Below are 22,955 nucleotides of genomic sequence, written 5' to 3'. Positions count from 1 at the left end.
GGCCGTCCTGCCCCGTCTCTTAATCTAGAGCCATTTGGCCTTTTTGAATTTCCAGTACAAAAATCCGCACACGCTGCCCATCAGGCCCAAGGCCAGGGGGTAGCCCAGCGTCCATTCCAGCTCGGGCATGAATTTGAAGTTCATGCCGTAAATCCCCGCCACCGCGGTCGGCACGGCCAAAATGGCCGCCCAGGCCGCCAGCTTGCGGGTAGTGTCAGTCTGCTGCATCTGCCCTATCATCAAGCCACCTTCAAAGGCGAAGGCCAGGGCTTGCCGCAGGCTGTTAATAAATTCAGAAGTGCGGGCAATGCGGTCTGCCACTTCACCGAAATATGCCCGACTTTCCGCATCCACATACGCCAGCTCGATGCGCGACAAACGACGGCTTAGCTCCGCCAATGGCGTTACCGCGTTATACACGCGCAGCAAATCGCGCCGTAAACGATAAATACGCCGTACATCGTTTTCCTTGAAGCCCCGAATCAGAAATTGCTGTTCAATGGCCTCTACCGCCTTTTCGGTTTGTTCCAGGCAAGTCTGGTACTGGTCCACAATCAGATCCAGCAACTCCGAGGCGACAAAATCACTGCCCCGCTCCAGCAAGGCCGGTGTGCTTTCCAGACGGGCACGCAGCTCTAAATAGCTGCTGTTGGAGCCACGCCGCACCGTCAGCAACAAGCCGTGGGCAATCAGAATCTGCGTAGTACCAAAAAGTGGGCGCAGATCTTTCAGGCCCAAGGTTACCGCCACCACAATCAGGCAATTGCTGAACTCCAGCAATTTGGGACGGCGATGAGGGGCTATCAATTCTTCAACGGCATTGTCTGGCAGACCCAGTTGCCCCCCTACTTCGCGCAAGATCGCCTCGCTGGGGTCTTTCAAACCAATCCAGATAAAGCCGTCCTTCAAGGGATCGTGTACAGGCAGGTGATGAATATCCAAAGCCTGTGCTGGCTGGCCAGACTGATAGCGATACGCGGCCACCACAACGTCTTGTGCATCAGGGGCGACCGGAGCTATTTCTTGCATGCTGTCTCCTTGCAGACAAAGCCAATTTTTTTGTTCGATAATAGCACTGGCCTCCCTCCGCGCTGCGACCGCAGCGACTTGCAAGGAACGACATGAAATCACGATCCATTCTGTGCCTGGGCACACTGATTATGGCCTTGGGCGTAGGCCTGGGCGCGTTTGGTGCCCACGCCCTGCGCGCCATGGTTGACGCTTCGGCATTGGCAACCTGGCACACGGCCGTGCTGTATCAATTGCTGCATGGTCTGGGCTTGCTGCTGATTGCCGCGTTGGGCTCGCAATTGAATGCGACCTGGCAGTCGCGCAGCGCAATTCTGATGCTGGCTGGCGTACTGATTTTCAGCGGCAGCCTGTACATTCTGGTGCTTAGCGGCGTGAAATGGCTGGGCGCGATTACCCCTATTGGCGGAGTAGCCATGATTCTGGCCTGGCTCTTTCTGGCCATTGCCGCCCTGCGTGGCAAGGACGCCTGACCCCAGGCCTTTGCCTTCGTATAATGGGGCGCATATTCTGCCTACCAGGAGCGCCCCGTGTCTGATTCCGCCTTTTCCCTACGCGAATTTACCCGCCAACTGCCCAAGGCTGAACTGCACCTTCATATCGAAGGCACGCTGGAACCGGACTTGATCTTCAAGCTGGCCCAGCGCAATCACATTACGCTGCCCTATCCCGATCAGGCCAGCCTGCACGCCGCCTATCAGTTCACCGACTTGCAGTCCTTTCTGGACCTGTACTACGCCGGGGCGGGGGTTCTGATCACCGAGCAGGATTTCTTTGACATGACCTGGGCCTACTTTCTGCGCGCCCAGGCCGATGGCATTGTCCACACGGAAATCATGTTTGACCCGCAGACGCACACGGCACGCGGGATCGCCATGGAAACCGTGTTTGCCGGGATTGCCCGCGCCGCCCGCCAGGCCAGATCCGAGTTGGGGATCAGCAGCTATCTGATCTTGAGCTTCCTGCGCCACCTGAGCGAAGCCGAGGCGTTTGACACCCTGGAAGCCGCCTTGCCCTTGCGCAATCAGTATTCCGACCTGTGGATTGCAATTGGCCTGGACTCCTCGGAAAAGGGCAACCCGCCCGCCAAATTCGAGAAGGTTTATGCCCGTTGCCGAGAGCTGGGTTTCCGACTGGTCGCCCACGCGGGTGAGGAAGGCCCGGCCAGCTATGTACGCGATGCCCTTCAGCTTCTGAAAGTAGAACGTATCGACCATGGCGTGCGCAGCCAGGACGACCCGGCCCTGATGCAGTATTTGGCCGACCACGCCATTTCCTTGACAGTCTGTCCGCTGTCCAACATCAAGCTCAAGGTTTTTGATAGCCTGCACCAGCACAATCTGAAGCATTTGCTGGATCGCGGCCTGAATGTCTGCGTGAACTCGGACGACCCAGCCTATTTTGGCGGCTATCTGCTGGACAACTACCTGCAAACCGCCCAGGCCCTGAATCTGCGGGAGGCCGATTTACGCACTCTGGCAGCCAATAGCTTGCGCTCCTCCTTTTTACCCAAGGAGAAAAAGCAGGCCTGGTTGAACAAGCTGGAGCAGATTCCCGGAAATGACTGAATCCGCGCTGTACCTGCCACGTGCGTTCTTTGCCCGTGATCCGCGTTACGTTGCCCTGGAGTTGCTGGGCAAAACCCTGGTTTTGAATGACGAGCGCGGGGAGCGCTGCGCCACCATTGTAGAAACCGAAGCCTATCTGGGTCCCCAGGATCAGGCCGCCCACAGCCGACGCGGTATCACCGAGCGCACGCGACTGATGTTCGGCCCGGCAGGCTACGCCTATGTGTATTTGATCTACGGCCTGCACCACTGCATGAATATCGTCAGCGGTGTTGAAGGCGATGGTACGGCGGTCTTGCTGCGGGCGGCGCAATGGACGTCGCCCGAGGATGGCCCGTCCCTGTCAGGCCCCGGACGATTGTGCAAAGGGATGGGTATAGACAAAGCTTATAACGGTGCAGATGCCTGCGCCCCTGCCATGCATTGGCTGGACGCCCCCGCCCTGCCGCCGGAGCAAATTCTGATCAGCCCACGCATCGGCGTAGAGTACGCGGGCGCCTGGGCCAAGGCCCCCTTGCGCTACTCGATTGCCCAGCACCCCGAGGTGTCCGTCAAGCCGGGCAAAACCACCACAAAACGCAGTGTCAAAGGCCTTAAACGCCCCGCCTAGAACAGGTATTATTAATCCTTCAAGCTGAATGCTTCCCAGCTGCTTTTAAGGATTTCCCATGCGACTCTCCGTACTACTTAGCGTCCTTCCCGCCGTTTTGCTGGCTGCTTGCACGGCCACGGGCAATAGCGCGCAAACAAGCTCGACTTCTTCGTTCAGCGACTCTTCTGGTGGTCTGTGCAATGCGGACGCCTTGAATCCAGCCGGTCAAACCGCCAGCCAAAGCCAAGTTGAACGTCTGGTCAAACAGGCCGGTGCGGCAAAAGCCCGCGTCCTGGCTCCGGACCGCATGTACACCACGGACTACGACCCCACCCGTTTGAACATCCGCGTGGACGAACAAAACAAAATTACCTCCGTTTACTGCGGCTGATCCCTAATGACTCTTGAGCAAAGCCAACACTTGCTGGACACGCTATTTGCCCCTTGGGTGCAAGCCCTGAAATTGCGTGTAGAAAGCATGAATGAAGACGGCGTGGTTCTACGCCTGCCTTTTTCAGATCAATTGACGCACGTGGCCGGTGTGGTCTGCGGTCAGGTGTATATGGCGGCAGCCGATACCGCCATGGTGCTGGCCGTCAGTCAAAGTCTGGGGGAGTTTCGCCCCATGACTACAGTTTCACTGAACACCAGCTTTGTACGCCCGGTTAGCCAGGGGGATGTGCTGGTACACGCCCAAGTGCTGAAGCGTGGCAAAAGCATGGTCTTTGGCGACATCAAGCTGCTGGACGAGCAAGGTCGACTGGCCGCCCACGCCACCACCACCTACGCCCTGCTGCCAGGCTGATGCTCCTCGGGACGGCCACCCGCTTTGCAAGACAGACTCTGACACAAAACAATCCGTCCAGGGGTTTGGCAGAGCGGGCGTGGCACGACTATCATCGTCATAGCAGCTGCGCCCCGGCTTAGCCCTGTGGCCGCTGCCCCGTCCGATTCCTTGTTGATCGCTTTTCTGGAGAAGTTCAAATGGCAAAAGTCCTGGTTCTCTATTACTCCGCCTATGGCCACGTAGAAAAAATGGCCCAAGCGGTTGCCGAAGGTGCACAAAGCGCTGGCGCGACGGTGGACATCAAGCGTGTCCCCGAACTGGTCCCGGAAGCCGTGGCCCAGAAAGCGAATTTCAAGCTGGATCAAGCCGCCCCGGTCGCCACTATTGGCGACCTGGAAAACTACGACGCCATCATTGTCGGCACCGGCACCCGTTTCGGGCGCATCAGCTCGCAAATGGCCAGTTTTCTGGATCAGGCCGGTGGCCTGTGGGCGCGCGGCGCACTCAATGGCAAGGTAGGCGGCGCCTTTACCTCTACCGCCACCCAACACGGCGGACAGGAGCTGACGCTACTGTCCATTATTCATAACCTGATGCACTTTGGCATGATCGTGGTGGGCCTGCCCTACAGCTTTGCGGGCCAGACCCTGCTGAATGAAGTCACTGGCGGCAGCCCCTACGGCGCATCCACCATTGCCGGTGGCGACGGTTCACGTCAGCCCAGCCAGAACGAGCTGGACGGCGCCCGCTACCAGGGCCGTCATATCGCTGAAATTGCAATCAAGCTGAAAGGCTGAAACGGAGTACACAGATGGGCATGATGATAGATGGACAATGGCATAGCAAAGAGCCTGTCAGCAGCACCCAGTCCGATACATTTCAACGTGCCCAGTCTGCCTTCCGGGACTGGATTACCGCCGACGGCGGTCCCGGCCCGGACGGTCAGGCGGCGCAGCCTGCCCAGGCCAATCGCTATCACCTATATGTCTCGCTGGCCTGCCCCTGGGCGCATCGCACCTTGATCATGCGTGAATTAAAGGGGCTGCAAAAGCTGATTTCAGTGTCGGTGGTGAACCCCATCATGGGCGATCAGGGCTGGACCTTTGAACCGGCGGAGGGCGTGGTGCCGGACCTGGTCATGGATGCGCAGTTCCTGCATCAGCTCTATGCCAAGGCGGACCCGAAATTCACAGGGCGCATTACCGTGCCCGTACTGTGGGACAAGCAGCGCGGCACAATCATCAATAACGAGTCGGCCGAGATCATGCGTATTTTCAATAGCGCCTTTGATACTTTGGGCGCGCGCAGCCTGGATATGGCACCTGCCGAGCTGCTGGGCGAAATCGACCAGATCAATGCCCATGTGTATGACACCGTCAATAACGGGGTCTACAAAGCAGGTTTTGCCCGCTCACAAGCCGCCTACGACACAGCAGTTCATGCCCTGTTTGACAGCCTGGACGGGCTGGAGGCTCGCCTGAGCCAGCAGCGCTACCTGACTGGCACGCAACTGACCGAGGCCGACTGGCGCTTGTTCACTACCCTGATTCGCTTTGATCCGGTCTATGTTGGCCATTTCAAATGCAATCTGCGCCGTCTGATTGATTATCCGAATCTGTGGAACTACATGCTGGAGCTGTACCAAATGCCTGGCGTGGCCAGCACGGTCAGCCTGGATCACATCAAGACCCATTACTACAGCAGTCACCGCCATCTGAACCCGACGGGCATTGTGCCGGCTGGCCCTGTACTGGATCTGAACGGGCCCCACGGACGAGGTCATTTACCCGTCCAGCCAGGGCCCTTGCATATCGGGCTTCAGTAACCGGGGCGATCGAAAATATCGGGATTGAGCAAGATGGAGCGGTCTACCTGATTGATATCGGTACGACCGCAAAACGCCATGGACACGTCCAGCTCATTCGCCATCAGTTTCAGCAAACGGGCCACACCGGCCTGCCCCGCCGCACCCAAGGCATACAGGAAAGCACGGCCAATCATGGCACCTTGAGCGCCCAAGGCGCGGGCACGCAACACATCCTGACCGCTGCGAATACCACCATCGACCAGCACTTCGATCTTGTCACCTACCGCCTTGCTGATCGCAGGCAGGCAGGAAATTGAGGATGGCGCGCCATCCAGCTGACGGCCACCGTGATTGGACACGATCAAGGCATCAGCCCCGCTATCCACGGCATAACGTGCATCGTCCGCATCCATAATGCCTTTCACAATCAGCTTGCCGCCCCAGGCATTCTTGATCCACTCGATATCTTTCCAGTTCAGGCTCGGGTCGAACTGCTCGGCCGTCCAGGTCGACAAGGAGCGCAGATCCGACACTCCCTTGGCGTGGCCGACGATATTGCCAAAACTGCGACGATGCGTGCGCAGCATATTGCGGCACCAGTACGGCTTGGTCGCCAGATTCAGCAAATTAGGAATAGTCAGGCGTGGAGGCGTGGTCAAGCCATTCTTGATGTCCTTGTGACGCTGGCCCAAGACCTGCAAGTCAAGAGTCAACACCAGGGCCGAGCAGTTGGCCGCTTTGGCACGCGCAATCAGGTTTTCAATAAAGCTGCGATCACGCATCACATAAAGCTGAAACCAGAACGGGGCACGGGTAGCCTGGGCCACGTCCTCCAGCGAGCACACACTCATGGTGGACAGGGTGAAAGGAATACCAAAATCCCGTGCGGCCAAAGCCGCCAGCATTTCACCATCGGCGTGCTGCATGCCGGTCAGGCCGGTAGGGGCAATAGCCACGGGCATGGCAACATCCTGGCCCAGAAGCTTGGTCTTCAGACTGCGATGGTCAATGTCCACGGCCACACGCTGTTTGAATTTCAGTTTGTGAAAATCCTGCTCGTTCGCATGATACGTGCCCTGCGTCCAGGAGCCGGAGTCGGCGTAGTCATAAAACATCTTGGGCACGCGGCGTTTGGCCGCCAGGCGGAAATCTTCAGTGCAGGTAATTTTCGACAGATCCATTACATTGGGCTCCAAAACAATGGCGTAATAATGCGACTTTGTGCCCTGCGGGGCAAGTCATCCGGGGCAGACTGTTCGAAGTTTCTGTCTGGCGCGCCTAAAGGACCACCAAGACGAGCCCCCAAGACCAAAAATAAAGAGATTCACTGTTGTCCCGCTGCACGCCTTGCCATCTCTGGCTTTACAGCCTGCCAGCCGACCCCGAAAAACATAAAAAAAGACGATTTCAGTAAAATTTGTTGATATTTTGGTGACAAGTAAAAATAGCCGTGCTATATTTCTACTTCTTTAGCGGCTGTAGCTCAGTTGGATAGAGTACTTGGCTACGAACCAAGGGGTCGTGGGTTCGAATCCTGCCAGCCGCGCCATATTCAGTAAAAAAGCCATTTCTTCGGAAATGGCTTTTTTGCTTTCTACTCGGATATCAGACGGCACCACTACACTGCCGAGCGTCGCTCAAACCTGCACCCACAATAGCAATAAGCAATACGAGCAGGCTTGAACGAAGAAATAGAACGAGCAATAGCGGTTATGGCTTTATATAGTTAGGAACTCTATTGCTATGAGCCTTATCGCCTTTCAGACAACTCAATACCCGCACCGTCACCAAAGCCATCGTGCACCCATGCTGTCACGGGGACGGCATAGCTCCACCCACCCGCTTTCCACCAGCACTCTGCAAACCACGCTTGGATAGTATTGGCGGCAATACTCAAGCCATCAAACTCGTCATCCAGGAAATAGTCTTCGTGGAAGGCGTCCATCTTGCCCAAACCCAGAGAAAGCTCCATGGCCCTACCGGGGAAAATGGAAGGGTCGTTGCTGTCTACTTTATTATTGTCACCACGGTAGTAAATCCATGCCGACGGAGTTTCCAGGCCGTCTTCACCAAAGAAGATTTGCACCTCGGCATCCGCGACACTATCTGGCACAGGCAAGGCAAACAAGGTACGCAGTTCAGCAATAAAATGCTTTGAGGCGCGCTCCAAACACCGTTTATAACGCTGCTGAAACTGTGCCGGACTCAAGCCGAATGGAACCATGCCTGTAACTCCTGATGCAGCTAAACTGCTGCTAATTAACTGGTGACAGCCGCATCATCACGTTCGATTCTGACGCAACCGCACAAAGAGTAATGGCTCCACTCCCCAAGCAGCAAGTCACTCTTGCATCGGCAAGGTCATCCATACCCTGGCTTAAAAACACTACAAAGTGCCGGGTTAAATCCGCAGCCCCCTGCCCCGCACACCCCTCCAAATCCTTATTTTCCCGTGTTTTCAGAAAAATTTCGCACTTATTTCAAGAAAAATGCTTTCTAGGCTTGTCATGCTGATAAATAGTCTGCTATAGTTTCACTTCTTTAGCGGCTGTAGCTCAGTTGGATAGAGTACTTGGCTACGAACCAAGGGGTCGTGAGTTCGAATCTTGCCAGCCGCGCCATATTCAAGTTGGTTTCTTCACGGAAATCAGCGACCAGAGTTAGAACTCGTGGGGTCAAACCCAATGGATGAGACTCTGAAAAGATCAGCCCTGATGACATCGTCATCAGGGCTTTTTCTTTGCCTGCTGCTTTTACCCTGCATACCGCCGCTTACCTGCAAACAGATCAAAACTCCACGACTGCAGACCGGGCACAATGTCTGTTGCACTTTCCCGCCCCTACGGCCTCAACCGTAAAGGGACAAGCGGTGTAAAGTAGCGACTTCCGCCCAGACAGAGCCTGCCTGCTCTTGTTAGACCACAGTGTCTGCGCGGACCTCCTCTTAATCGACAGGATTGACCATGTTTGAGCGCACAAAACTTCTTTTGCCTTTAGCGGCCCTCCTTCTGGCCAGCGCCAATAGCTACGCCCAGGATAGCGGCCCTGCCATTCAGCTGGCGCAAATGGGCGGAGCCATGCACGCTGCCGCCGAAGTTTGCGGTGACTACAGCCAGACCCAGCTTGATGAGATGAAAAAACAGCAGAAATCCTCTATTCAAAGCATGGGCCTGAACGACGAGGACTTTGATAAAGCCTTTGAGCAAGGCCTGGACCGCGGTCGTCAGGATCTGCAAAAAGCCACTGCCGAACAGCGCAATCAGATGTGCGAGCAATTGCGCTCCGGCCCCAAGTTCTAAATTCGCTCTGCCCAGCAAGAAAGCGCTCTGGCCCGCAAGAACCAGAGCGCTTTTTACTGCCAGCGCGAAGACGGACTTGTCTTACAGCGCTTTGACCATATCTTCGATGGTCTTTTTGGCATCGCCAAACACCATCATGGTCTTGTCCATATAGAACAGCTCGTTATCCAGACCAGCATAACCAGCAGCCATGGAGCGCTTGTTCACGATCACGGTGCGAGCTTTGTAGGCTTCCAGAATCGGCATGCCCGCAATCGGCGAAGCCGGATCGTTCTTGGCGGCCGGGTTGACCACGTCGTTGGCACCCAGTACCAGCACCACGTCCGTTTGAGCAAACTCGCTATTGATGTCGTCCATTTCAAAGACCTGCTCGTAAGGCATTTCGGCCTCGGCCAGCAAGACGTTCATATGGCCAGGCATACGACCGGCGACCGGGTGGATGGCGTAGCGCACATTCACACCCTGGCTGGTCAGCTTGTCCGACAGCTCTTTCAAGGCGTGTTGAGCACGGGCCACGGCCAAACCATAACCAGGCACAATCACCACGGACTCGGCATTGCTCATCATGAACGCGGCATCTTCAGCACTGCCGGATTTCACCGAACGATTACCCTGATCTGCACCACCCGCAGCCGCTTCCGGATTGGCACCAAAACCGCCCAGAATCACGTTGAAGAAGGCGCGGTTCATGGCCTTGCACATGATGTAAGACAGAATCGCACCGGAGGAACCCACCAGCGAACCGGCAATGATCAGCATGGAGTTGTTCAGGGAAAAACCAATCCCTGCTGCTGCCCAGCCCGAATAGCTGTTCAGCATGGACACCACCACGGGCATGTCTGCGCCGCCAATCGGGATGATCAGCATCACGCCCAGCAGGAAGGACAAGGCCAGCAGCACACCAAAGGCCCACCATGCCTGGGTCATCACAAAGATCACGCCGCAAGCCAGGGCCAGCAGACCCAGCAGCAGGTTCAGCATGTGCTGACCTTTGAAGGTAACGGGTGCGCCCTGGAACAGTCGAAACTTGTACTTGCCCGACAGCTTGCCAAACGCGATCACCGAACCGGAGAAGGTAATGGCACCGACCAGCGCGCCCAAAGCCAGCTCCACACGGTTACCCATGGGCAGAGCCACCTCGGCCGAGCCAATGCCGAAGGCCACCGGCTCCAGCACCACGGCAATCGCAATGGCTACCGCCGCCAGACCAATCATGCTGTGCATGAAGGCCACCAGTTCCGGCATCTTGGTCATCTCGACACGGCGTGCCATGACGGTACCCAGCACGCCACCAATCACCAGACCAATCAGAACCCGCAGCAGACCAGAGAGCTCTTTGCCTTCAGGGGCCAGGCTATAAATCAGCACGGCTGTGGTCGCAATGGCCAAGGCCATCCCCACCATGCCAAACAAGTTGCCACGACGCGAACTGGCTGGATGCGACAAGCCTTTCAGGGCCTGAATGAAACACACCGAGGCCAACAAATAGCACAAGGTAACGGTATTCATGGAAATCATGACTGCCCTTCCTTGGGCGTATTTTTAGCGCCCTTCTTTTTGAACATTTCCAACATGCGGCGGGTTACCAGGAAACCACCAAACACGTTTACCGAGGCCAGCGCGGTGGCAATAATGCCCATCGCCTGCGCCCAAGGGCTTTCGGTCAGGGCCGCTGCCAGCATCCCGCCCACAATAATGATGGCCGAAATCGCGTTGGTCACCGCCATCAAGGGCGTGTGCAAAGCGGGCGTCACTGTCCAGACCACGTGGTAACCCACGTAAATGGCCAGCACAAAGATGATCAGGTTAATGACCAGGGGAGAAATAATATCCATGGCGTCAGGCTCCCTGCTGTGGAAAGAGTCGTTTGCCACCCTGTACAACACGGCTGGCATTCACAATGTCGTCGTCCGCAGGGATATGCAGCTCGTCAGACTGATCCTTGAGCATCAAGCCCAGGAACTGTTGAATATTGCGTGCATACAAGGCAGACGCATCCGCAGCCACACGGGCCGGGAAGTTGGTCTCGCCCACCAGGGTCACGCCATATTTCTCCACAATCTGGTCGGCTTCGGTCAAGGCGCAGTTGCCGCCACGGGCCGCAGCCAGGTCAATAATGACCGAACCTGCCCGCATGGACTGCACCACTTCCTCGGCAATCAGACGCGGGGCGGGCCGCCCCGGAATCAAGGCCGTAGTAATGATGACGTCGGCCTGGGCACAACGTGCCGCCACCACCGCCGCCTGCCGTTGCAACCAGGAGGCAGGCATGGGACGGGCATAACCGCCTACCCCTTGTGCCGCTTCGCGCTCTTCATCGGTCTCGTAGGGCACATCAATAAACTTGCCGCCCAAGGACTCGATCTGCTCACGCGCGGCAGGACGCACATCAGAGGCTTCTACCACCGCCCCCAGACGACGTGCCGTGGCAATCGCCTGCAAACCGGCCACACCCGCGCCCAGCACCACGACACGGGCCGCTTTGACGGTACCCGCCGCGGTCATCATCATGGGAAAGAACCGGGGATATAAGGTGGCTGCTTTCAGCACAGCGGCATAACCCGCGATATTGGCCTGCGAGGACAGAACGTCCATGCTTTGCGCCCGCGTGGTACGCGGGATCAGCTCCAGGGCGAACGCCTGGCAGCCCGAAGAAGCCAGCCTGTCCAGACCCTGACTTTCGTAAGGGTCCAGCATACCGACGACCACATGCTCGGCACGCAAACGCGCCGAATCAACATCAGCCGGGCCCACTACCAGCAGCACGGTGGCTTGATAGGGATCTCCTATCGTTGCCCCTGCTGCCTCGTAATCGGCATCCGAGCTGGCAATCCCCTGTCCGGCACCCGCCTCGATAATCACATCATGGCCCGCCTTGCGGTAAGCCTTGATGGTATCGGGCGTGGCCGCTACCCTCTTTTCCCCGGTCCCCCGGGGGCTTAGTACACCCAGTCGCATCTTCAATCTCCAGTTAATTAACTAACTTCTACGATCTCTGACGACGTGCAGTACCCGGATGGGTGAGTCTGTCACCACGTGGACACGACCCAACAACCTCTCCGGCCCGGTGTGTGTTTGCCCTCAACACCGGAACACCATCTATAAATTCGGATGTGCAAAAAACAGGCCTGGTGAAGACCGGCCTGAACAGGATAGAAACCTACCCTTTAGTGTCCCTCTCCCACTCCTGCCCCTTGCAGGAAACTGTCATTCTTTTTGAACTCACTATAAGGGCCTTTATTTGACACAAGAAACCCCGACCCGCACTAGACCGCTTTAGACGAAAAAGCAAGACACATTACTACCACCTGATTATCGCAATATGATGCCTGTTCGACGGAATTTTTTTTTCTTGCCCACTGGGTAACACTGAGTAGATCAGCCTTTGCTACGGACTTAGACGCCTGATAATTAAAACTACAAGCATTGGCCTGCTGCTAAGATAGCAACTTCCTATAAAACTTGTCACTAACTTGTAATTAATGTTCGTGTTCACGCCCCGGTGATGTTTGCGTCGCTACTGGCCGCTGAACCACTTCTTTTCAAAGCCTAGGCAACCGCCCCCTTGATGCGCGGTTTACCTGCACTACTCAGTCCCAGGCTGATCTATCCCCATGGCAGACATCCACATCGATCACGTAGTGAAACGCTACGGCAGCAATACCATCATCAATGAACTGAGCCTGCAAATCCGGCATGGCGAGTTCTTCACTTTATTAGGGCCCAGCGGCTGCGGCAAAACAACCTTGCTGCGCATGATTGCCGGTTTCATCATTCCTGATGAAGGCCGCCTGTTTCTGGACAAGGAAGACATTACCTACCTGCCCGCGCACAAGCGTGAGACCGGCATGGTGTTCCAGGACTACGCGCTGTTCCCCGATAAAACCGTGTTTGACAATGTGGCTTACGGCTTGCGGGTACGCAAAGTCAGCAGCAGCGAGATCAAGAAAAAAGTCGCCTACATTCTGGAGCGTGTGGAACTGGGTGGCATGGGCGAGCGTTACCCAGCTGAGCTGTCCGGAGGCCAACGCCAGCGTGTAGCCCTGGCCCGCGCCCTGGTGATTGAACCCCGTGTTCTGCTGATGGACGAGCCTTTGTCCAACCTGGATGCCAAGCTGCGTATTCAAATGCGCCAGGTCATCCGCGAATTGCAGCAGGAATCCAATATCACCGCTATTTTCGTGACGCATGATCAGGAAGAAGCCCTGTCCATGTCGGACCGTATTGCCTTGCTGCGCCAGGGCCGTATCGACCAGCTCGATACCCCCGAAGCCATGTACTCCACACCACGCACTGCCTATGCCGCCGACTTTATTGGCGCAGCCAATCTGATCGACACCCTGGGCGTGCATGTGGAGGACGGTCACACCACCGTCAGCATTGCGGGTGGGCACATTCTGGTGAACAACCCGCCCCCTGTCGGCCAAGTGCTGCTGGCAGTGCGCCCCGAAAACATCACCCTGCATACCGAGGCTCAGGCCAGCAGCATTCCGGCTCAAGTCGTGGCTCGCCAGTATCTGGGAACCAAAACGGCCTACAGCCTGAAGCTGAACGACGGCAAGCAAATTATTGCCGACGTTGCCGCTGCCCAGGACCCGCATCTGTCTGCAGGTGCTTCGGTGAACCTGAGCTTTAGCCCTGAATGTCGTCTGGTCGAGGCGTAAGACCCATGGCTATTGCTGCAAGACCCCTGGCCCTTCGTTCTCCCTGGTTCCTGCCCGCCCTGGTCTGTCTGGTGGTGCTGGTGTTCTGGGTTGTCTGGCCACTCGCCTCCCTGTTCTATCAAAGCGTGATCGACCCGGCAACAGGCCTGCCCAGCCTGCACGGCTTTGAAACCTTCTTTAGCGACCCTCGCTATGTTGAGGCCTTCTTCAACACCATCAAGCTGGGGCTGATCTCCACGATAGGTACGCTGCTGCTGGGTGCGCCGCTGGCCTATGTGGTGGCTCGCTACGACTTCCCCGGCAAGGCCATTGTGGCCATCCTGCCCCTGACCACCATTGTGCTGCCGGACATCATCGTCTCGCAGGCCTGGCTGATGCTGCTGGGCAATAACGGAGTGGTGCGTCTGGCCCTGGAAAGCATTGGTATTGACCTGCCCAGTTTCTACGGCTGGTTTGGCATGTCCTATGTGCTGATCCTGAACGATTACACCTATGTGTATATCGGTATGCTGGCTGCGCTCAAGGCCATTGACGGCACGCTGGAAGAAGCCGCCGTGAACCTGGGTGCCAGCAATTTCAAGCGCGCGCTCAGCGTCACCTTCCCGGTGCTGATGCCTGCCCTGCTGGTCAATGCCATGATTGTGTTCACGCTGGCCGTGGACAACTTCTCCATCCCCATGATTCTGGGCGGTCAGGTCGATGTGCTGTCCTCGCTGACCTACACCACCTTTCTGTCCGAGATGAGCGGTAACCCCACCATGCAAGGTGTGCTGGCCGTGGTGTCCGTGATTCTGGTCGGTGCGGTATTGTTCATCCAGAAGCGGGTCCTGGAGCGCAAGACCTTCCAGATGCAGCAAGGCCGCGCCCCGCGCCCGGTTCGCGCTCAAGGCCTGGCCGGTATCCTGCTGACCGTGGGTGCGGTGCTGTTTGTGACCTTCTCGCTGATTCCGGCCTTTATCGTGCTGATTGGTGCCTTCACCAAAGCCAGCGGCCCGGTCATGCAATACGGAACCTTCACGCTGGACAATATGGAGCGTGCCCTGCGCTACGCTCCCGAGCCCATCTTGAACTCGCTGATGCTGGCCAGTGTCGCCACTCTTGCAGGCACCTGCTTTGCCACGATCTGCAGTTACCTGATCGTGAAAAAGCGCCTGTTCGTGGTAACCGCGTTGGACTATATGGTGATGCTGCCTTTGGCCATTTCCGGCACCGTGCTGGGTATTGCCCTGATCCAGACCTACAACAGCGGCATGCTGGTACTGACCGGCACCTGGGTGATCATGGCCGGCGCATACTTTGTGCGTAAAGTACCCTTCTCCATTCGCTCGGCCTCGGCCTCGCTCTACAACATTCCCGACTCTATCGAAGAGGCCTCCATCAATCTGGGTGTCAGCCCCTTCCAGAGTTTCTTCAAAGTGGTTCTGCCCTTGATGAAGCCCGCCATTCTGGGCGCGGCCATCCTGATGTGGGTCACTTCGCTGGCTGAAATTTCCGCCACTATCGTGCTGTATTACGGTGGCATGGAGACCATGCCCATCCAGATGTTCCGTCAGATCGACGCTGGCTTCCTGGCCCGCGCTTCGGCCTATGGGGTGATCTTGATGGTCGTGATTCTGGTGCCGATTTATCTGGCTATCCGTTTTCTCAAGCTGGATCTGTTTTCCAGCCGCTAATCTAAAAAGGCTCACTATGCTGACTACACGTTTTCTGAAAACTGGTCTGGCACTCTCCCTCAGTGTCGGCGCCCTGTCCCTGTCCGGTGCCGCCCTGGCCGCCAATGCCGTGATGTACACACCCAACAATGTGCAAACCATTGATACGGCGCTGGAAATTGCTCGCAAGACCGCGTCTGACCTGTCCATTCAACAAGTGACTTCGGGCGCTGGTGCCTTGATGAAACGTATCGAAGCCGAAGCACAGAACCCGCTGGGTGACGTGGTATGGGGCACTGGCTACGGCACCATGGCGGCTTTCCAGCAGAACTTTGAAGCCTACGAATCGCCCGAGAACAAGGCCATTCCTGAAGCCTTCCACGGCAAGGACAGCCTGTGGACCAGCTCCAACGCCCACGTCATGGTCATCATGGCCAACGAGCGCCAACTGAAAGGCCAGGCCGCTCCAAAAACCTGGTCCGATCTGTTCGATCCTCAGTGGAAAGGCAAGGTCATTATTGGTGACCCCGCATCATCGGGCAGTGCCTACGACCAGGTTTATGGCATCTACCAACTGTACGGTGCAGAAGGCCTGCAAAAGCTGGCAGCCAACGTGATCGTGTCCAAGAGCTCGGGCCAGGTCTACAAAAGCGTGGCTAACGGCGAGTACCCCTTGGGCGTGACCATGGAATACGCGGCCTACGCCTACGTGGCCGGTGGTCAGAAAGGCATTGAGCTGATCTACCCTGAAGACGGTACCTTCATCGCTCCTGAAGGCGTAGCCGTAATCAAGAACCCCAAGAACGGCCAGGAAGCGGCTCACAAACTGGTCGACGTTCTGCTCTCCAAAGAAGTACAGGAAGCCGAGCTGGTGGAGAACTTCCGCCGTCCTACTCGCAGCGACATCAATGTGGCCGAGCTGACCAAGTTGCCTAACCTGGATCAGATCAAAGTGGCCAACATCGATCCTTTGAAGGCTGCTGCCGAGTACGAAACGGTCATCGAAGCCTGGAAACAGGCTTTGGCTGCAGCTGGCAAATAAGCCGGAGAAATTCAGAGCGCAATAGCAATGCGTGGTGGGCCTGCCCCACCCGCCTGCTGGTCCGCACTGAATGGACAAACCCCTTGATGCTGGATTCTCATCCGGCCCTCAAAGGGTTTTTTATTGCCTGAAATACGTGAGCAAAAACGGCTGCTGGGTGACGTATCCCAAGCACTCTCAGACCGGCTCCGAAACTGCGTTGCGCTCGGCAAGCAACAAGCCTGGAGAAAGACAGAGCTGCCTCATTTATCCACTGGATAAATCTGATCTTCACGCAGGCGTGGGCGATCGGCTTCCACTTCGGTCAAAGGCTCCACACGCTGCATGGTTGCCAGTGAACGCTGGGCCAGACGCTGGTACATACGTGTACCGAAAAACTTGCCATCAATGGCTTTCTGATCCAGTTCTTTGACCACCGTCGCGGGAGACCCGGCCACCAGACTGCGTGGCGGCACTTGCATCCCTTTCTTCACAAAGGCCATGGCGCCAATAATGCTGTCTGCACCAATATCCGCCGCGTCCATGACGACCGCATTCATGCCCACCAGCACGTTGCGGCCAATGACGCAGCCATGCAGCACGGCACCGTGCCCGACGTGGCCATCCTCATGCACCACCGTGTCCTGATAAGGCGTGCCATGAATAACACAGGTGTCCTGAATATTGGAACCGGCCTTCATGATGATGCGCCCGAAGTCCCCGCGCAAACTGGCCGAAGGACCGATATACACGCCCTCGCCAATAATGACGTCACCAATCAGTACAGCGGTAGGATGAACATAGGCCGTGGGGTGAACCACTGGCACCAGCCCATCAATAGAATAAATATTTTGCATACCTGCCTCGTACAAAAAGCCTGCACCCACAGCCGGCACAAGGTCCGGCCAAAAATACGATCATAGCTGCTGCAGACCGATATAATGCGCCGTACTCTTTCTTTTTGCATCCTATGAGCATGTTGTATTACTGGCTGGCCTTTTCCCTGGGCATGGTGTTTTACGCCGCCTACTTGTCGCAGTCCTTTTTGCTGTCGCAAGGCATCATCTATATGAAGGAAAAAGATCAATCGCCGCCCCTGCTCTGGTTGTTCACCCGCCTGATCGGCTTTATCCTGCGTGCCATTCCCGGCCTGCTGATGCGCCCTATCCCCCTGATTTTGTGGGTCGTGGGCCTGGGGCTGACAGTGCAATACAGTTTCGCACTTTAAACCAGACGGGCCGCACTTTTCTCATTCACTGCACGGACATCCGGGTCAGGATTGGGGGCTTCCTGCCCGCACGTCTGCGACTCCCAGTCAAGCCTTCTGCGCCTGTCAGTCAATTCAGCACTGTTCTCCCCTCCTAAACTGACACAAAACAGGATGGCCGGGCTCTGTAAGCAGCACGGCCTGGCGATCAAGATCGCGGATACCGCGACAAGGAGGATGTATGCAGACAAGGAAAATCGTCCGGGCAGCCGCCGTACAGGCCGCCTCTCCCAACTACGACCTGGCAGCAGGTGTTGATAAAACCATTGAACTGGCTCGACAAGCGCGTGATGAAGGCTGCGACCTGATCGTATTTGGTGAAACCTGGTTGCCAGGCTATCCCTTCCACGTCTGGCTAGGTGCACCGGCCTGGTCACTGAAATACAGCGCTCGTTACTATGCCAATTCGCTCTCGCTGGACAGCGCAGAGTTTCAGCGCATTGCCCAGGCTGCGCGAACCTTGGGCATTTTCATCGCATTGGGCTATAGCGAACGCAGCGGTGGCAGCCTGTATCTGGGCCAATGCCTGATCGATGACAAAGGCGAGATGCTATGGTCACGCCGCAAACTCAAACCCACGCATGTAGAGCGCACCGTATTTGGTGAAGGTTATGCCCGTGATCTGATTGTGTCCGACACAGAACTGGGACGCGTCGGCGCTTTATGCTGCTGGGAGCATTTGTCGCCCTTGAGCAAGTACGCGCTGTACTCCCAGCATGAAGCCATTCACATTGCTGCCTGGCCGTCGTTTTCGCTATACAGCGAACAGGCCCACGCCCTCAGTGCCAAGGTGAACATGGCCGCCTCGCAAATCTATTCGGTGGAAGGCCAGTGCTTTACCATCGCCGCCAGCAGTGTGGTTACTCAAGAGACGCTGGACATGCTGGAAGTGGGTGAGCACAACGCCTCTTTGCTGAAAGTGGGCGGTGGCAGCTCCATGATTTTTGCACCGGACGGGCGTACTCTGGCTCCCTACCTGCCTCATGATGCCGAAGGCTTGATCATTGCCGATCTGAATATGGAGGAGATTGCCTTCGCCAAGGCGATCAATGACCCCGTGGGCCACTATTCCAAACCTGAAGCCACCCGTCTGGTACTGGACTTGGGGCACCGCGACCCTATGACTCGAGTGCACTCCAAAAGCGTGACCAAGGCGGAGGCTCCCGAGCCAGGTGTGCAAAGTACGATTACCTCATTCGCTATCAGCCATCCCCAGGACTCGGACGCACTGCTAGTGCAAGAGCCGTCCTGATCCCAAGAGATGACACGGCCCGGACAGCTTGCCCGGGCCGTGACTCCTTCTGCTCCCCAGTCCTGCATCCGCGTCGTCCTGGTCTGAAATTATCGACCCCTGCCACTCTTTCTGGTCTGGCTCAAACCAGAGATCTTGCCTGATACTTAGTCAGTCCAGTTGACCGCGGTCCCTGCTGTCAGCCTTCGGACCCAAGACGGAGAGATCATCAATGGAGCAATGGTCCACCACGGCAGTTCCCGCTACCCGGCGCGCCCCCTATTGGATGGAGGCCGTCAACAAAGCTTATGTGCAGCTGGAGTGCGCCGTCCCCTCCCGTTCCGCTACCCCTTTCTTCGGGGCCATTACGCGACGGGAACTGGCAGAGGTCAGCCTATCTCGCATCTCCTCGACCACCCAGACCGTGCTGCGCACGCCGCTGCAAATTTCCAGAGCGTCCGAGGATATTTTTCTGCTCAGTATTCAAGTGGCAGGAGCGGGACAACTAATTCAGGATGAAAAGACCGCTACACTGAAACCCGGCGATCTGGCCCTGTACGACTCCACACGCCCCTATCAACTCCTGTTTGACCAGGACTTTGAGCAGTATGTCCTGTCTATGCCCGGCTCCATCCTGCGCAAGCGTTTGCGCAATGCCGAAGATATGACAGCCTGCAAAATAACCAGCGCCCAATCCGGCACGGCACGACTGCTCTCCTATATGGTGAGCGAGCTGATGGCCTGCCCGCCAACCGGCGGGCCTATTGTGGATCTATCACTTGCCGACAGCCTGGTCGGTATTCTGGTGGCAGCGCTGGCCGAGAATCTGGGCAGCCCGTCCTTAAAGGACGATACGGGATCCGTGCGGCGCGACCGGATCAAAGCCTATGTATTGGAGAATCTGCGCGACCCCGAGCTGAATATCGGCAAGATTGCCAAACGCCTGGGCCTGACAGCCAGCACTGTGCATCGCGCCTGGGAAGGCGAGACCGATTCACTGACAAACTGGATTTGGTCCATGCGCCTGCAAGGCGCTGAACAGGATTTGCGCCGTCTAGCCCATCACCACAAGACCATCACTGAAATTGCGTATCACTGGGGCTTCAGCAGCTCTGCCCATTTCAGCCGGGCATTTCGGCAGCGCTTTGGTGTGCCGCCTAAAGAGGCCCGCGAAAGTATGCGGGCCCAGGTCCAGACAAACACGATGCCTATCTGATCCGGCGGTCCGGCGATCCGGCGGTCCGGCGAGCCGGCGATCAGGCAATCGCCTTGCCGTCATTCAGAGCCAGCAGGCCCTTGATCAGACGGTACAGAATCCACACGCTGACAATCACGATGGTCACGAAACCGACCAGAATCGCCATCAACAAGAAAGACAGCGCCACACCAAGCAATCCCCACCAGAACGTACGGATTTGCCAATCAAAGTGCGACTCCAGATAGGTGCCGCGCACTTCATCGCGCTTGATGTAGTTGATGATGATGGCGACCAGGGCGGTGATGCCGCCAAACATGGACAAGATGTACAGCGCGTAATTGATCAGGGTCAGATTACGCAGACTGACCAACTGGTTTGTACCGTCGCCTTGTGGGACCGGGTTTCTTTCCTCATTCATCCGTAACTCCTTGGAAAAATAAACGGTAGCGTTACCTATCCCGTAACGCTACCGAAGAAAACCTGTTCAGGTCAGTGACTGCCTGGAGATTAACGCAGTCCAATAAATGGCATGGCGGAACCGGGAACCAGACTTTCTGGCAACTTACCGTCCCATTTTTCCACAGCATTCAAATTGACCAGATTGGTATTCTGGGCCAATGCCTGGGCCCTGGCAGAAATGGCCTTGGCTTCGGCGTCACCACGCAGGCGAATACCGTCAGCTTCGGCCATGTAGCGTTCGCGCTGAGCGCGGGCTTCTGCTTCAGCCTGAACCACTTTGATTTCAGCCTGAATGGAAGCAGTTTCTTTTTGCTGGCGGGTGGTTTCAATTTGAACCTGGGCCAACATGCGGTTTTCAATCGATTGCTCATAGGCTTTGGAGAACGACACTTCCTCAACCTGCACGCCCATCATTTGCAAAGGAGCGGACTCCAGGGTCACGCGCATGGCTTCGTTGATGTCAGCACCCAGCTTCTCGCGATTCTGAATCGACTGAGCAGCAGTGTACTTACCAAACACGTTCTTGATCACATCCAGAGCCTTACGTTCCAGCAAGCGAGCTTCCAGGGCATCGAGTGAACCGTACTCGGAATACAGCTGAGCCACATCAGTTTCAGGAACGCGGTATGTTACCGAAGCCACCATGGAAGCGGACTGCTGGTCAAAACTGTACGCCTCAAGCTGCATGCGAACCGTGTGATCACGTACCGAAATGGTACGTACCGTGTCAAAGAACGGAACCTTGAAGTCCAGACCAGGTTCGGCCACGCGAACCAGCTTACCGTTACGCAGCACCACGCCACGTTCACCCTGGTCCACCTGCAAGAACGAGCCCATGGAGGCCACGATCAGGATCAGGAAAATAACAACCGCCGCCCCCAGGAAACTCAGTCCCTTGGAGTAATTGGCAGGGCCACCTTCTGGCTTTGTTTTAGCGGCCAGTTTAGTAAATGGATTTTTATCAGTGCTCATCACGGCTTCCTTTATGTGGCTGACGCGTCTGGTCTTTTAATTGACGACGTTCCACCATCAGTTGCCGTATGCCTTTGGCAATCAGGTAGGCCAGCACAGCGGCCCCCAACAAAATCAAGATGATACGCATGACGCTTCAGTCTTCCCACTAGATTTCAATCAGAGCGCAATTATCCCCGATTCCCTCTGTCACGCTCAGAAAAGAAGCGTCAAAATATGACAAATGGACAGTATTGCTGGTAACAAATCTTGAACAGACGCCATTGCGACGCCCGAGAAAATGGAAAAAGCGGATTAGTTGCTTATTCTAGGGAAGCTAGGGCAGCGTCCAGTTCAGCCAGATGAGCCTGTACCGGCGGCACATCGCTACGGGTTGCAACCAGACGCAGGATATGGTTTTTACTGATCTGGAAGGTGCGCATCAACTGCTCCAGTTCAGCCGTAGAGTATTGGCGTGCGTTATCGCGCAAGGCCGCTTCCAGCGCATCCAGCTGCTCGTAAACCGAGTCCAGATCTTCGCGCTCCTGGATATAGAGACGAGTCAGCCAGATATGGCGTCCCACGCTATCCCATTGCTCCAGTCCGGCAAAGCCATACTTTTGCGTCAGGCTGTTCAATTGACGGTAAATGTCCGAACCGCGCTCGACCTGATCCACCTCCAGCATGGGTGGGAAACCGTCTGGCAGCCCGCCATCCCAAACCGGTTCGCTACGCTCTACGGTTTGCAGCACCGGCAAGATCTCACCCAGGCTTTGCACATAACGAGTCACAACCTGGTCATCCAATGCCAGCTCAGTTGACGACGCCAAAAAAGGCAGGCCCATCAAGGCCATGCTACAGATACAGAGGACTCGTTTAATCATCGCTCGCCCTAAAAAACAAGACCACCCGTCTTGAACGACGTAAAACACATTCGTCGATTGTAAGCACGGGAATGACTGCTTTTCTTTGTCTGTGCCAAAAACGACACAGCCTTTTCAATCCTCTACCGCCTTGGGTTGAAAAGTCTTGCACTTTAAAAATTCATGCTGTTTGAAACGCTGCCGCCAAGGACTCTCTACGATTTCACTTTGCCTGAATTGGCAAAAATAAAAAAGTAACAATTATTTTTTTTCTTGTGTTTGGAAAGGCGTGATGCCGTCTTGTTGTCGCTCTTGCTGCCTGAACCAGAGCCAGGTTTGCACAAAGCCAAACTTGAGCGCGGGTCCGAACACGGGCGGCGCTATGCGACAGACAATAAAAAAAGCCCTTGAAAACAAGGGCTTGATTTAATTCCAGCTGGCGGAGACGGAGGGATTCGAACCCTCGATACGGGTATAAGCCGTATGCTCCCTTAGCAGGGGAGTACCTTCAACCTCTCGGCCACGTCTCCAGCTCTAGGAAAGAAGTAACTATAGCATTTTTAAAAA

25 protein-coding genes and 3 tRNA genes are annotated in these 22,955 nt (G+C 56.2%); 16 read left to right on the top strand and 12 right to left on the bottom strand.

What is annotated here, in order from left to right:
* Nucleotides 1-24: 24 nt before the first annotated feature.
* Entirely contained in the window at nt 25-1,029 is a 1,005-nt protein-coding gene (locus tag N879_RS17460; RefSeq protein WP_009457748.1) for a magnesium and cobalt transport protein CorA, read from the bottom strand.
* A gap of 92 nt (nt 1,030-1,121) precedes the next feature.
* On the opposite strand from N879_RS17460, the gene N879_RS17455 reads away from it, so the two are divergent.
* The 7 genes from N879_RS17455 to N879_RS17425 all read left to right on the top strand — a co-directional run bounded on the left by N879_RS17455 (nt 1,122) and on the right by N879_RS17425 (nt 5,801).
* Nucleotides 1,122-1,502: a DUF423 domain-containing protein gene (locus N879_RS17455; RefSeq protein ID WP_009457750.1), complete on the top strand. Its 381-nt coding sequence runs from the start codon at nt 1,122-1,124 to the stop codon at nt 1,500-1,502.
* Nucleotides 1,503-1,559: 57 nt separating this feature from the next.
* Complete coding sequence (locus tag N879_RS17450; RefSeq protein WP_009457752.1) at nt 1,560-2,597, top strand: adenosine deaminase; 1,038 nt, start codon at nt 1,560-1,562, stop codon at nt 2,595-2,597.
* Complete coding sequence (locus N879_RS17445; RefSeq protein WP_009457754.1) at nt 2,590-3,207, top strand: DNA-3-methyladenine glycosylase; 618 nt, start codon at nt 2,590-2,592, stop codon at nt 3,205-3,207. Before N879_RS17450 ends, N879_RS17445 begins: the two co-directional genes overlap by 8 nt.
* Before the next feature lie 58 nt (nt 3,208-3,265).
* Complete coding sequence (locus N879_RS17440; RefSeq protein WP_022983535.1) at nt 3,266-3,580, top strand: I78 family peptidase inhibitor; 315 nt, start codon at nt 3,266-3,268, stop codon at nt 3,578-3,580.
* A gap of 6 nt (nt 3,581-3,586) precedes the next feature.
* Nucleotides 3,587-3,994 carry a PaaI family thioesterase gene (locus tag N879_RS17435; protein ID WP_009457765.1) on the top strand — a complete coding sequence of 136 codons (408 nt, stop codon included), beginning with the start codon at nt 3,587-3,589 and terminating at the stop codon, nt 3,992-3,994.
* 179 nt (nt 3,995-4,173) lie between these two features.
* The gene (gene wrbA / locus N879_RS17430) at nt 4,174-4,773 is read left to right on the top strand and encodes an NAD(P)H:quinone oxidoreductase (protein WP_009457766.1); all 600 of its coding nucleotides are present in this window, start codon (nt 4,174-4,176) and stop codon (nt 4,771-4,773) included.
* Between the two features lie 14 nt (nt 4,774-4,787).
* Entirely contained in the window at nt 4,788-5,801 is a 1,014-nt protein-coding gene (locus N879_RS17425) for a glutathione S-transferase family protein (protein WP_022983534.1), read from the top strand.
* Here the strand turns inward: N879_RS17425 and N879_RS17420 are convergent.
* The gene (locus tag N879_RS17420; protein ID WP_009457768.1) at nt 5,795-6,964 is read right to left on the bottom strand and encodes an alpha-hydroxy acid oxidase; all 1,170 of its coding nucleotides are present in this window, start codon (nt 6,962-6,964) and stop codon (nt 5,795-5,797) included. The two genes, N879_RS17425 and N879_RS17420, sit on opposite strands and share 7 nt — an antisense overlap.
* Before the next feature lie 291 nt (nt 6,965-7,255).
* Between N879_RS17420 and N879_RS17415 the strand changes: the two genes are divergently transcribed.
* Nucleotides 7,256-7,332 (top strand) — tRNA-Arg (locus N879_RS17415).
* Between the two features lie 201 nt (nt 7,333-7,533).
* Here N879_RS17415 and N879_RS17410 read toward each other — a convergent pair.
* Entirely contained in the window at nt 7,534-8,007 is a 474-nt protein-coding gene (locus N879_RS17410; RefSeq protein WP_009457769.1) for a hypothetical protein, read from the bottom strand.
* Nucleotides 8,008-8,327: 320 nt separating this feature from the next.
* Here N879_RS17410 and N879_RS17405 point away from each other — a divergent pair.
* Nucleotides 8,328-8,404 (top strand) — tRNA-Arg (locus N879_RS17405).
* 342 nt (nt 8,405-8,746) lie between these two features.
* Nucleotides 8,747-9,082: a hypothetical protein gene (locus N879_RS17400; protein ID WP_009457770.1), complete on the top strand. Its 336-nt coding sequence runs from the start codon at nt 8,747-8,749 to the stop codon at nt 9,080-9,082.
* A gap of 81 nt (nt 9,083-9,163) precedes the next feature.
* On the opposite strand, the gene N879_RS17395 is transcribed toward N879_RS17400, so the two are convergent.
* From N879_RS17395 to N879_RS17385, 3 genes are read right to left on the bottom strand one after another with little or no spacing between them, the layout of a single operon-like run.
* Nucleotides 9,164-10,600: an NAD(P)(+) transhydrogenase (Re/Si-specific) subunit beta gene (locus N879_RS17395; protein ID WP_009457774.1), complete on the bottom strand. Its 1,437-nt coding sequence runs from the start codon at nt 10,598-10,600 to the stop codon at nt 9,164-9,166.
* Complete coding sequence (locus N879_RS17390) at nt 10,597-10,917, bottom strand: NAD(P) transhydrogenase subunit alpha (RefSeq protein WP_009457776.1); 321 nt, start codon at nt 10,915-10,917, stop codon at nt 10,597-10,599. The genes N879_RS17395 and N879_RS17390 overlap by 4 nt, the downstream gene beginning before the upstream one ends.
* A 4-nt stretch (nt 10,918-10,921) precedes the next feature.
* Nucleotides 10,922-12,040, bottom strand: coding sequence for an NAD(P) transhydrogenase subunit alpha (locus N879_RS17385; RefSeq protein ID WP_009457777.1), 1,119 nt, complete (start codon nt 12,038-12,040; stop codon nt 10,922-10,924).
* 656 nt (nt 12,041-12,696) lie between these two features.
* On the opposite strand from N879_RS17385, the gene N879_RS17380 reads away from it, so the two are divergent.
* From N879_RS17380 to N879_RS17370, 3 genes are read left to right on the top strand one after another with little or no spacing between them, the layout of a single operon-like run.
* Nucleotides 12,697-13,746 carry an ABC transporter ATP-binding protein gene (locus N879_RS17380; RefSeq protein ID WP_022983533.1) on the top strand — a complete coding sequence of 350 codons (1,050 nt, stop codon included), beginning with the start codon at nt 12,697-12,699 and terminating at the stop codon, nt 13,744-13,746.
* 5 nt (nt 13,747-13,751) lie between these two features.
* Entirely contained in the window at nt 13,752-15,419 is a 1,668-nt protein-coding gene (locus N879_RS17375; RefSeq protein ID WP_022983532.1) for an ABC transporter permease, read from the top strand.
* Nucleotides 15,420-15,435: 16 nt separating this feature from the next.
* The gene (locus N879_RS17370; RefSeq protein ID WP_009457783.1) at nt 15,436-16,440 is read left to right on the top strand and encodes an extracellular solute-binding protein; all 1,005 of its coding nucleotides are present in this window, start codon (nt 15,436-15,438) and stop codon (nt 16,438-16,440) included.
* Between the two features lie 242 nt (nt 16,441-16,682).
* Here the strand turns inward: N879_RS17370 and N879_RS17365 are convergent, their stop codons facing one another.
* On the bottom strand, nt 16,683-17,276 hold the full coding sequence (locus N879_RS17365; protein ID WP_031233013.1) for a phenylacetic acid degradation protein PaaY: 594 nt from the start codon (nt 17,274-17,276) through the stop codon (nt 16,683-16,685).
* A 113-nt stretch (nt 17,277-17,389) separates the two neighbouring features.
* Between N879_RS17365 and N879_RS17360 the strand changes: the two genes are divergently transcribed.
* The 3 genes from N879_RS17360 (at nt 17,390) to N879_RS17350 (ending at nt 20,133) form a co-directional block, all read left to right on the top strand.
* A complete protein-coding gene (locus tag N879_RS17360; protein WP_022983531.1) occupies nt 17,390-17,647 on the top strand; it encodes a hypothetical protein in 258 nt (85 codons plus the stop codon).
* Between the two features lie 220 nt (nt 17,648-17,867).
* Nucleotides 17,868-18,938 (top strand): nitrilase, encoded by a 1,071-nt coding sequence (locus N879_RS17355; protein ID WP_009457793.1) that lies wholly within the window; start codon nt 17,868-17,870, stop codon nt 18,936-18,938.
* A 211-nt stretch (nt 18,939-19,149) separates the two neighbouring features.
* Nucleotides 19,150-20,133: a helix-turn-helix domain-containing protein gene (locus N879_RS17350; protein WP_009457796.1), complete on the top strand. Its 984-nt coding sequence runs from the start codon at nt 19,150-19,152 to the stop codon at nt 20,131-20,133.
* A gap of 40 nt (nt 20,134-20,173) precedes the next feature.
* Here N879_RS17350 and N879_RS17345 read toward each other — a convergent pair whose 3' ends face one another.
* From N879_RS17345 to N879_RS17330, 5 genes are all read right to left on the bottom strand, one after another.
* The gene (locus tag N879_RS17345) at nt 20,174-20,533 is read right to left on the bottom strand and encodes a DUF4870 family protein (protein WP_009457799.1); all 360 of its coding nucleotides are present in this window, start codon (nt 20,531-20,533) and stop codon (nt 20,174-20,176) included.
* A gap of 89 nt (nt 20,534-20,622) precedes the next feature.
* The gene (locus tag N879_RS17340) at nt 20,623-21,546 is read right to left on the bottom strand and encodes a prohibitin family protein (protein ID WP_009457801.1); all 924 of its coding nucleotides are present in this window, start codon (nt 21,544-21,546) and stop codon (nt 20,623-20,625) included.
* Nucleotides 21,536-21,676, bottom strand: coding sequence for a hypothetical protein (locus N879_RS20690; RefSeq protein WP_022983530.1), 141 nt, complete (start codon nt 21,674-21,676; stop codon nt 21,536-21,538). The genes N879_RS17340 and N879_RS20690 overlap by 11 nt, the downstream gene beginning before the upstream one ends.
* Before the next feature lie 172 nt (nt 21,677-21,848).
* The gene (locus N879_RS17335; RefSeq protein ID WP_230940584.1) at nt 21,849-22,409 is read right to left on the bottom strand and encodes a hypothetical protein; all 561 of its coding nucleotides are present in this window, start codon (nt 22,407-22,409) and stop codon (nt 21,849-21,851) included.
* Nucleotides 22,410-22,825: 416 nt separating this feature from the next.
* A tRNA-Ser gene (locus tag N879_RS17330) sits at nt 22,826-22,918 on the bottom strand.
* Nucleotides 22,919-22,955: the final 37 nt, after the last annotated feature.

This window comes from Alcaligenes sp. EGD-AK7, from assembly GCF_000465875.3.
GTDB lineage: Bacteria > Pseudomonadota > Gammaproteobacteria > Burkholderiales > Burkholderiaceae_B > Alcaligenes > Alcaligenes phenolicus.
This window is presented reverse-complemented; position numbering and strand designations above follow the sequence as displayed.

Coding starts and splice junctions, on each gene's coding strand:
- N879_RS17425 (WP_022983534.1), top strand. CDS start 4,788: ATGGGCATGATGATAGATGGACAATGGCATAGCAAAGAGCCTGTCAGC.
- N879_RS17365 (WP_031233013.1), bottom strand. CDS start 17,276: ATGCAAAATATTTATTCTATTGATGGGCTGGTGCCAGTGGTTCACCCC.
- N879_RS17370 (WP_009457783.1), top strand. CDS start 15,436: ATGCTGACTACACGTTTTCTGAAAACTGGTCTGGCACTCTCCCTCAGT.
- N879_RS17390 (WP_009457776.1), bottom strand. CDS start 10,917: ATGGATATTATTTCTCCCCTGGTCATTAACCTGATCATCTTTGTGCTG.
- N879_RS17410 (WP_009457769.1), bottom strand. CDS start 8,007: ATGGTTCCATTCGGCTTGAGTCCGGCACAGTTTCAGCAGCGTTATAAA.
- N879_RS17355 (WP_009457793.1), top strand. CDS start 17,868: ATGCAGACAAGGAAAATCGTCCGGGCAGCCGCCGTACAGGCCGCCTCT.
- wrbA (WP_009457766.1), top strand. CDS start 4,174: ATGGCAAAAGTCCTGGTTCTCTATTACTCCGCCTATGGCCACGTAGAA.
- N879_RS17400 (WP_009457770.1), top strand. CDS start 8,747: ATGTTTGAGCGCACAAAACTTCTTTTGCCTTTAGCGGCCCTCCTTCTG.
- N879_RS17375 (WP_022983532.1), top strand. CDS start 13,752: ATGGCTATTGCTGCAAGACCCCTGGCCCTTCGTTCTCCCTGGTTCCTG.
- N879_RS17435 (WP_009457765.1), top strand. CDS start 3,587: ATGACTCTTGAGCAAAGCCAACACTTGCTGGACACGCTATTTGCCCCT.
- N879_RS17395 (WP_009457774.1), bottom strand. CDS start 10,600: ATGATTTCCATGAATACCGTTACCTTGTGCTATTTGTTGGCCTCGGTG.
- N879_RS17460 (WP_009457748.1), bottom strand. CDS start 1,029: ATGCAAGAAATAGCTCCGGTCGCCCCTGATGCACAAGACGTTGTGGTG.
- N879_RS17455 (WP_009457750.1), top strand. CDS start 1,122: ATGAAATCACGATCCATTCTGTGCCTGGGCACACTGATTATGGCCTTG.
- N879_RS17385 (WP_009457777.1), bottom strand. CDS start 12,040: ATGCGACTGGGTGTACTAAGCCCCCGGGGGACCGGGGAAAAGAGGGTA.
- N879_RS17445 (WP_009457754.1), top strand. CDS start 2,590: ATGACTGAATCCGCGCTGTACCTGCCACGTGCGTTCTTTGCCCGTGAT.
- N879_RS17350 (WP_009457796.1), top strand. CDS start 19,150: ATGGAGCAATGGTCCACCACGGCAGTTCCCGCTACCCGGCGCGCCCCC.
- N879_RS20690 (WP_022983530.1), bottom strand. CDS start 21,676: ATGCGTATCATCTTGATTTTGTTGGGGGCCGCTGTGCTGGCCTACCTG.
- N879_RS17440 (WP_022983535.1), top strand. CDS start 3,266: ATGCGACTCTCCGTACTACTTAGCGTCCTTCCCGCCGTTTTGCTGGCT.
- N879_RS17380 (WP_022983533.1), top strand. CDS start 12,697: ATGGCAGACATCCACATCGATCACGTAGTGAAACGCTACGGCAGCAAT.
- N879_RS17420 (WP_009457768.1), bottom strand. CDS start 6,964: ATGGATCTGTCGAAAATTACCTGCACTGAAGATTTCCGCCTGGCGGCC.
- N879_RS17360 (WP_022983531.1), top strand. CDS start 17,390: ATGAGCATGTTGTATTACTGGCTGGCCTTTTCCCTGGGCATGGTGTTT.
- N879_RS17340 (WP_009457801.1), bottom strand. CDS start 21,546: ATGAGCACTGATAAAAATCCATTTACTAAACTGGCCGCTAAAACAAAG.
- N879_RS17345 (WP_009457799.1), bottom strand. CDS start 20,533: ATGAATGAGGAAAGAAACCCGGTCCCACAAGGCGACGGTACAAACCAG.
- N879_RS17335 (WP_230940584.1), bottom strand. CDS start 22,409: ATGATTAAACGAGTCCTCTGTATCTGTAGCATGGCCTTGATGGGCCTG.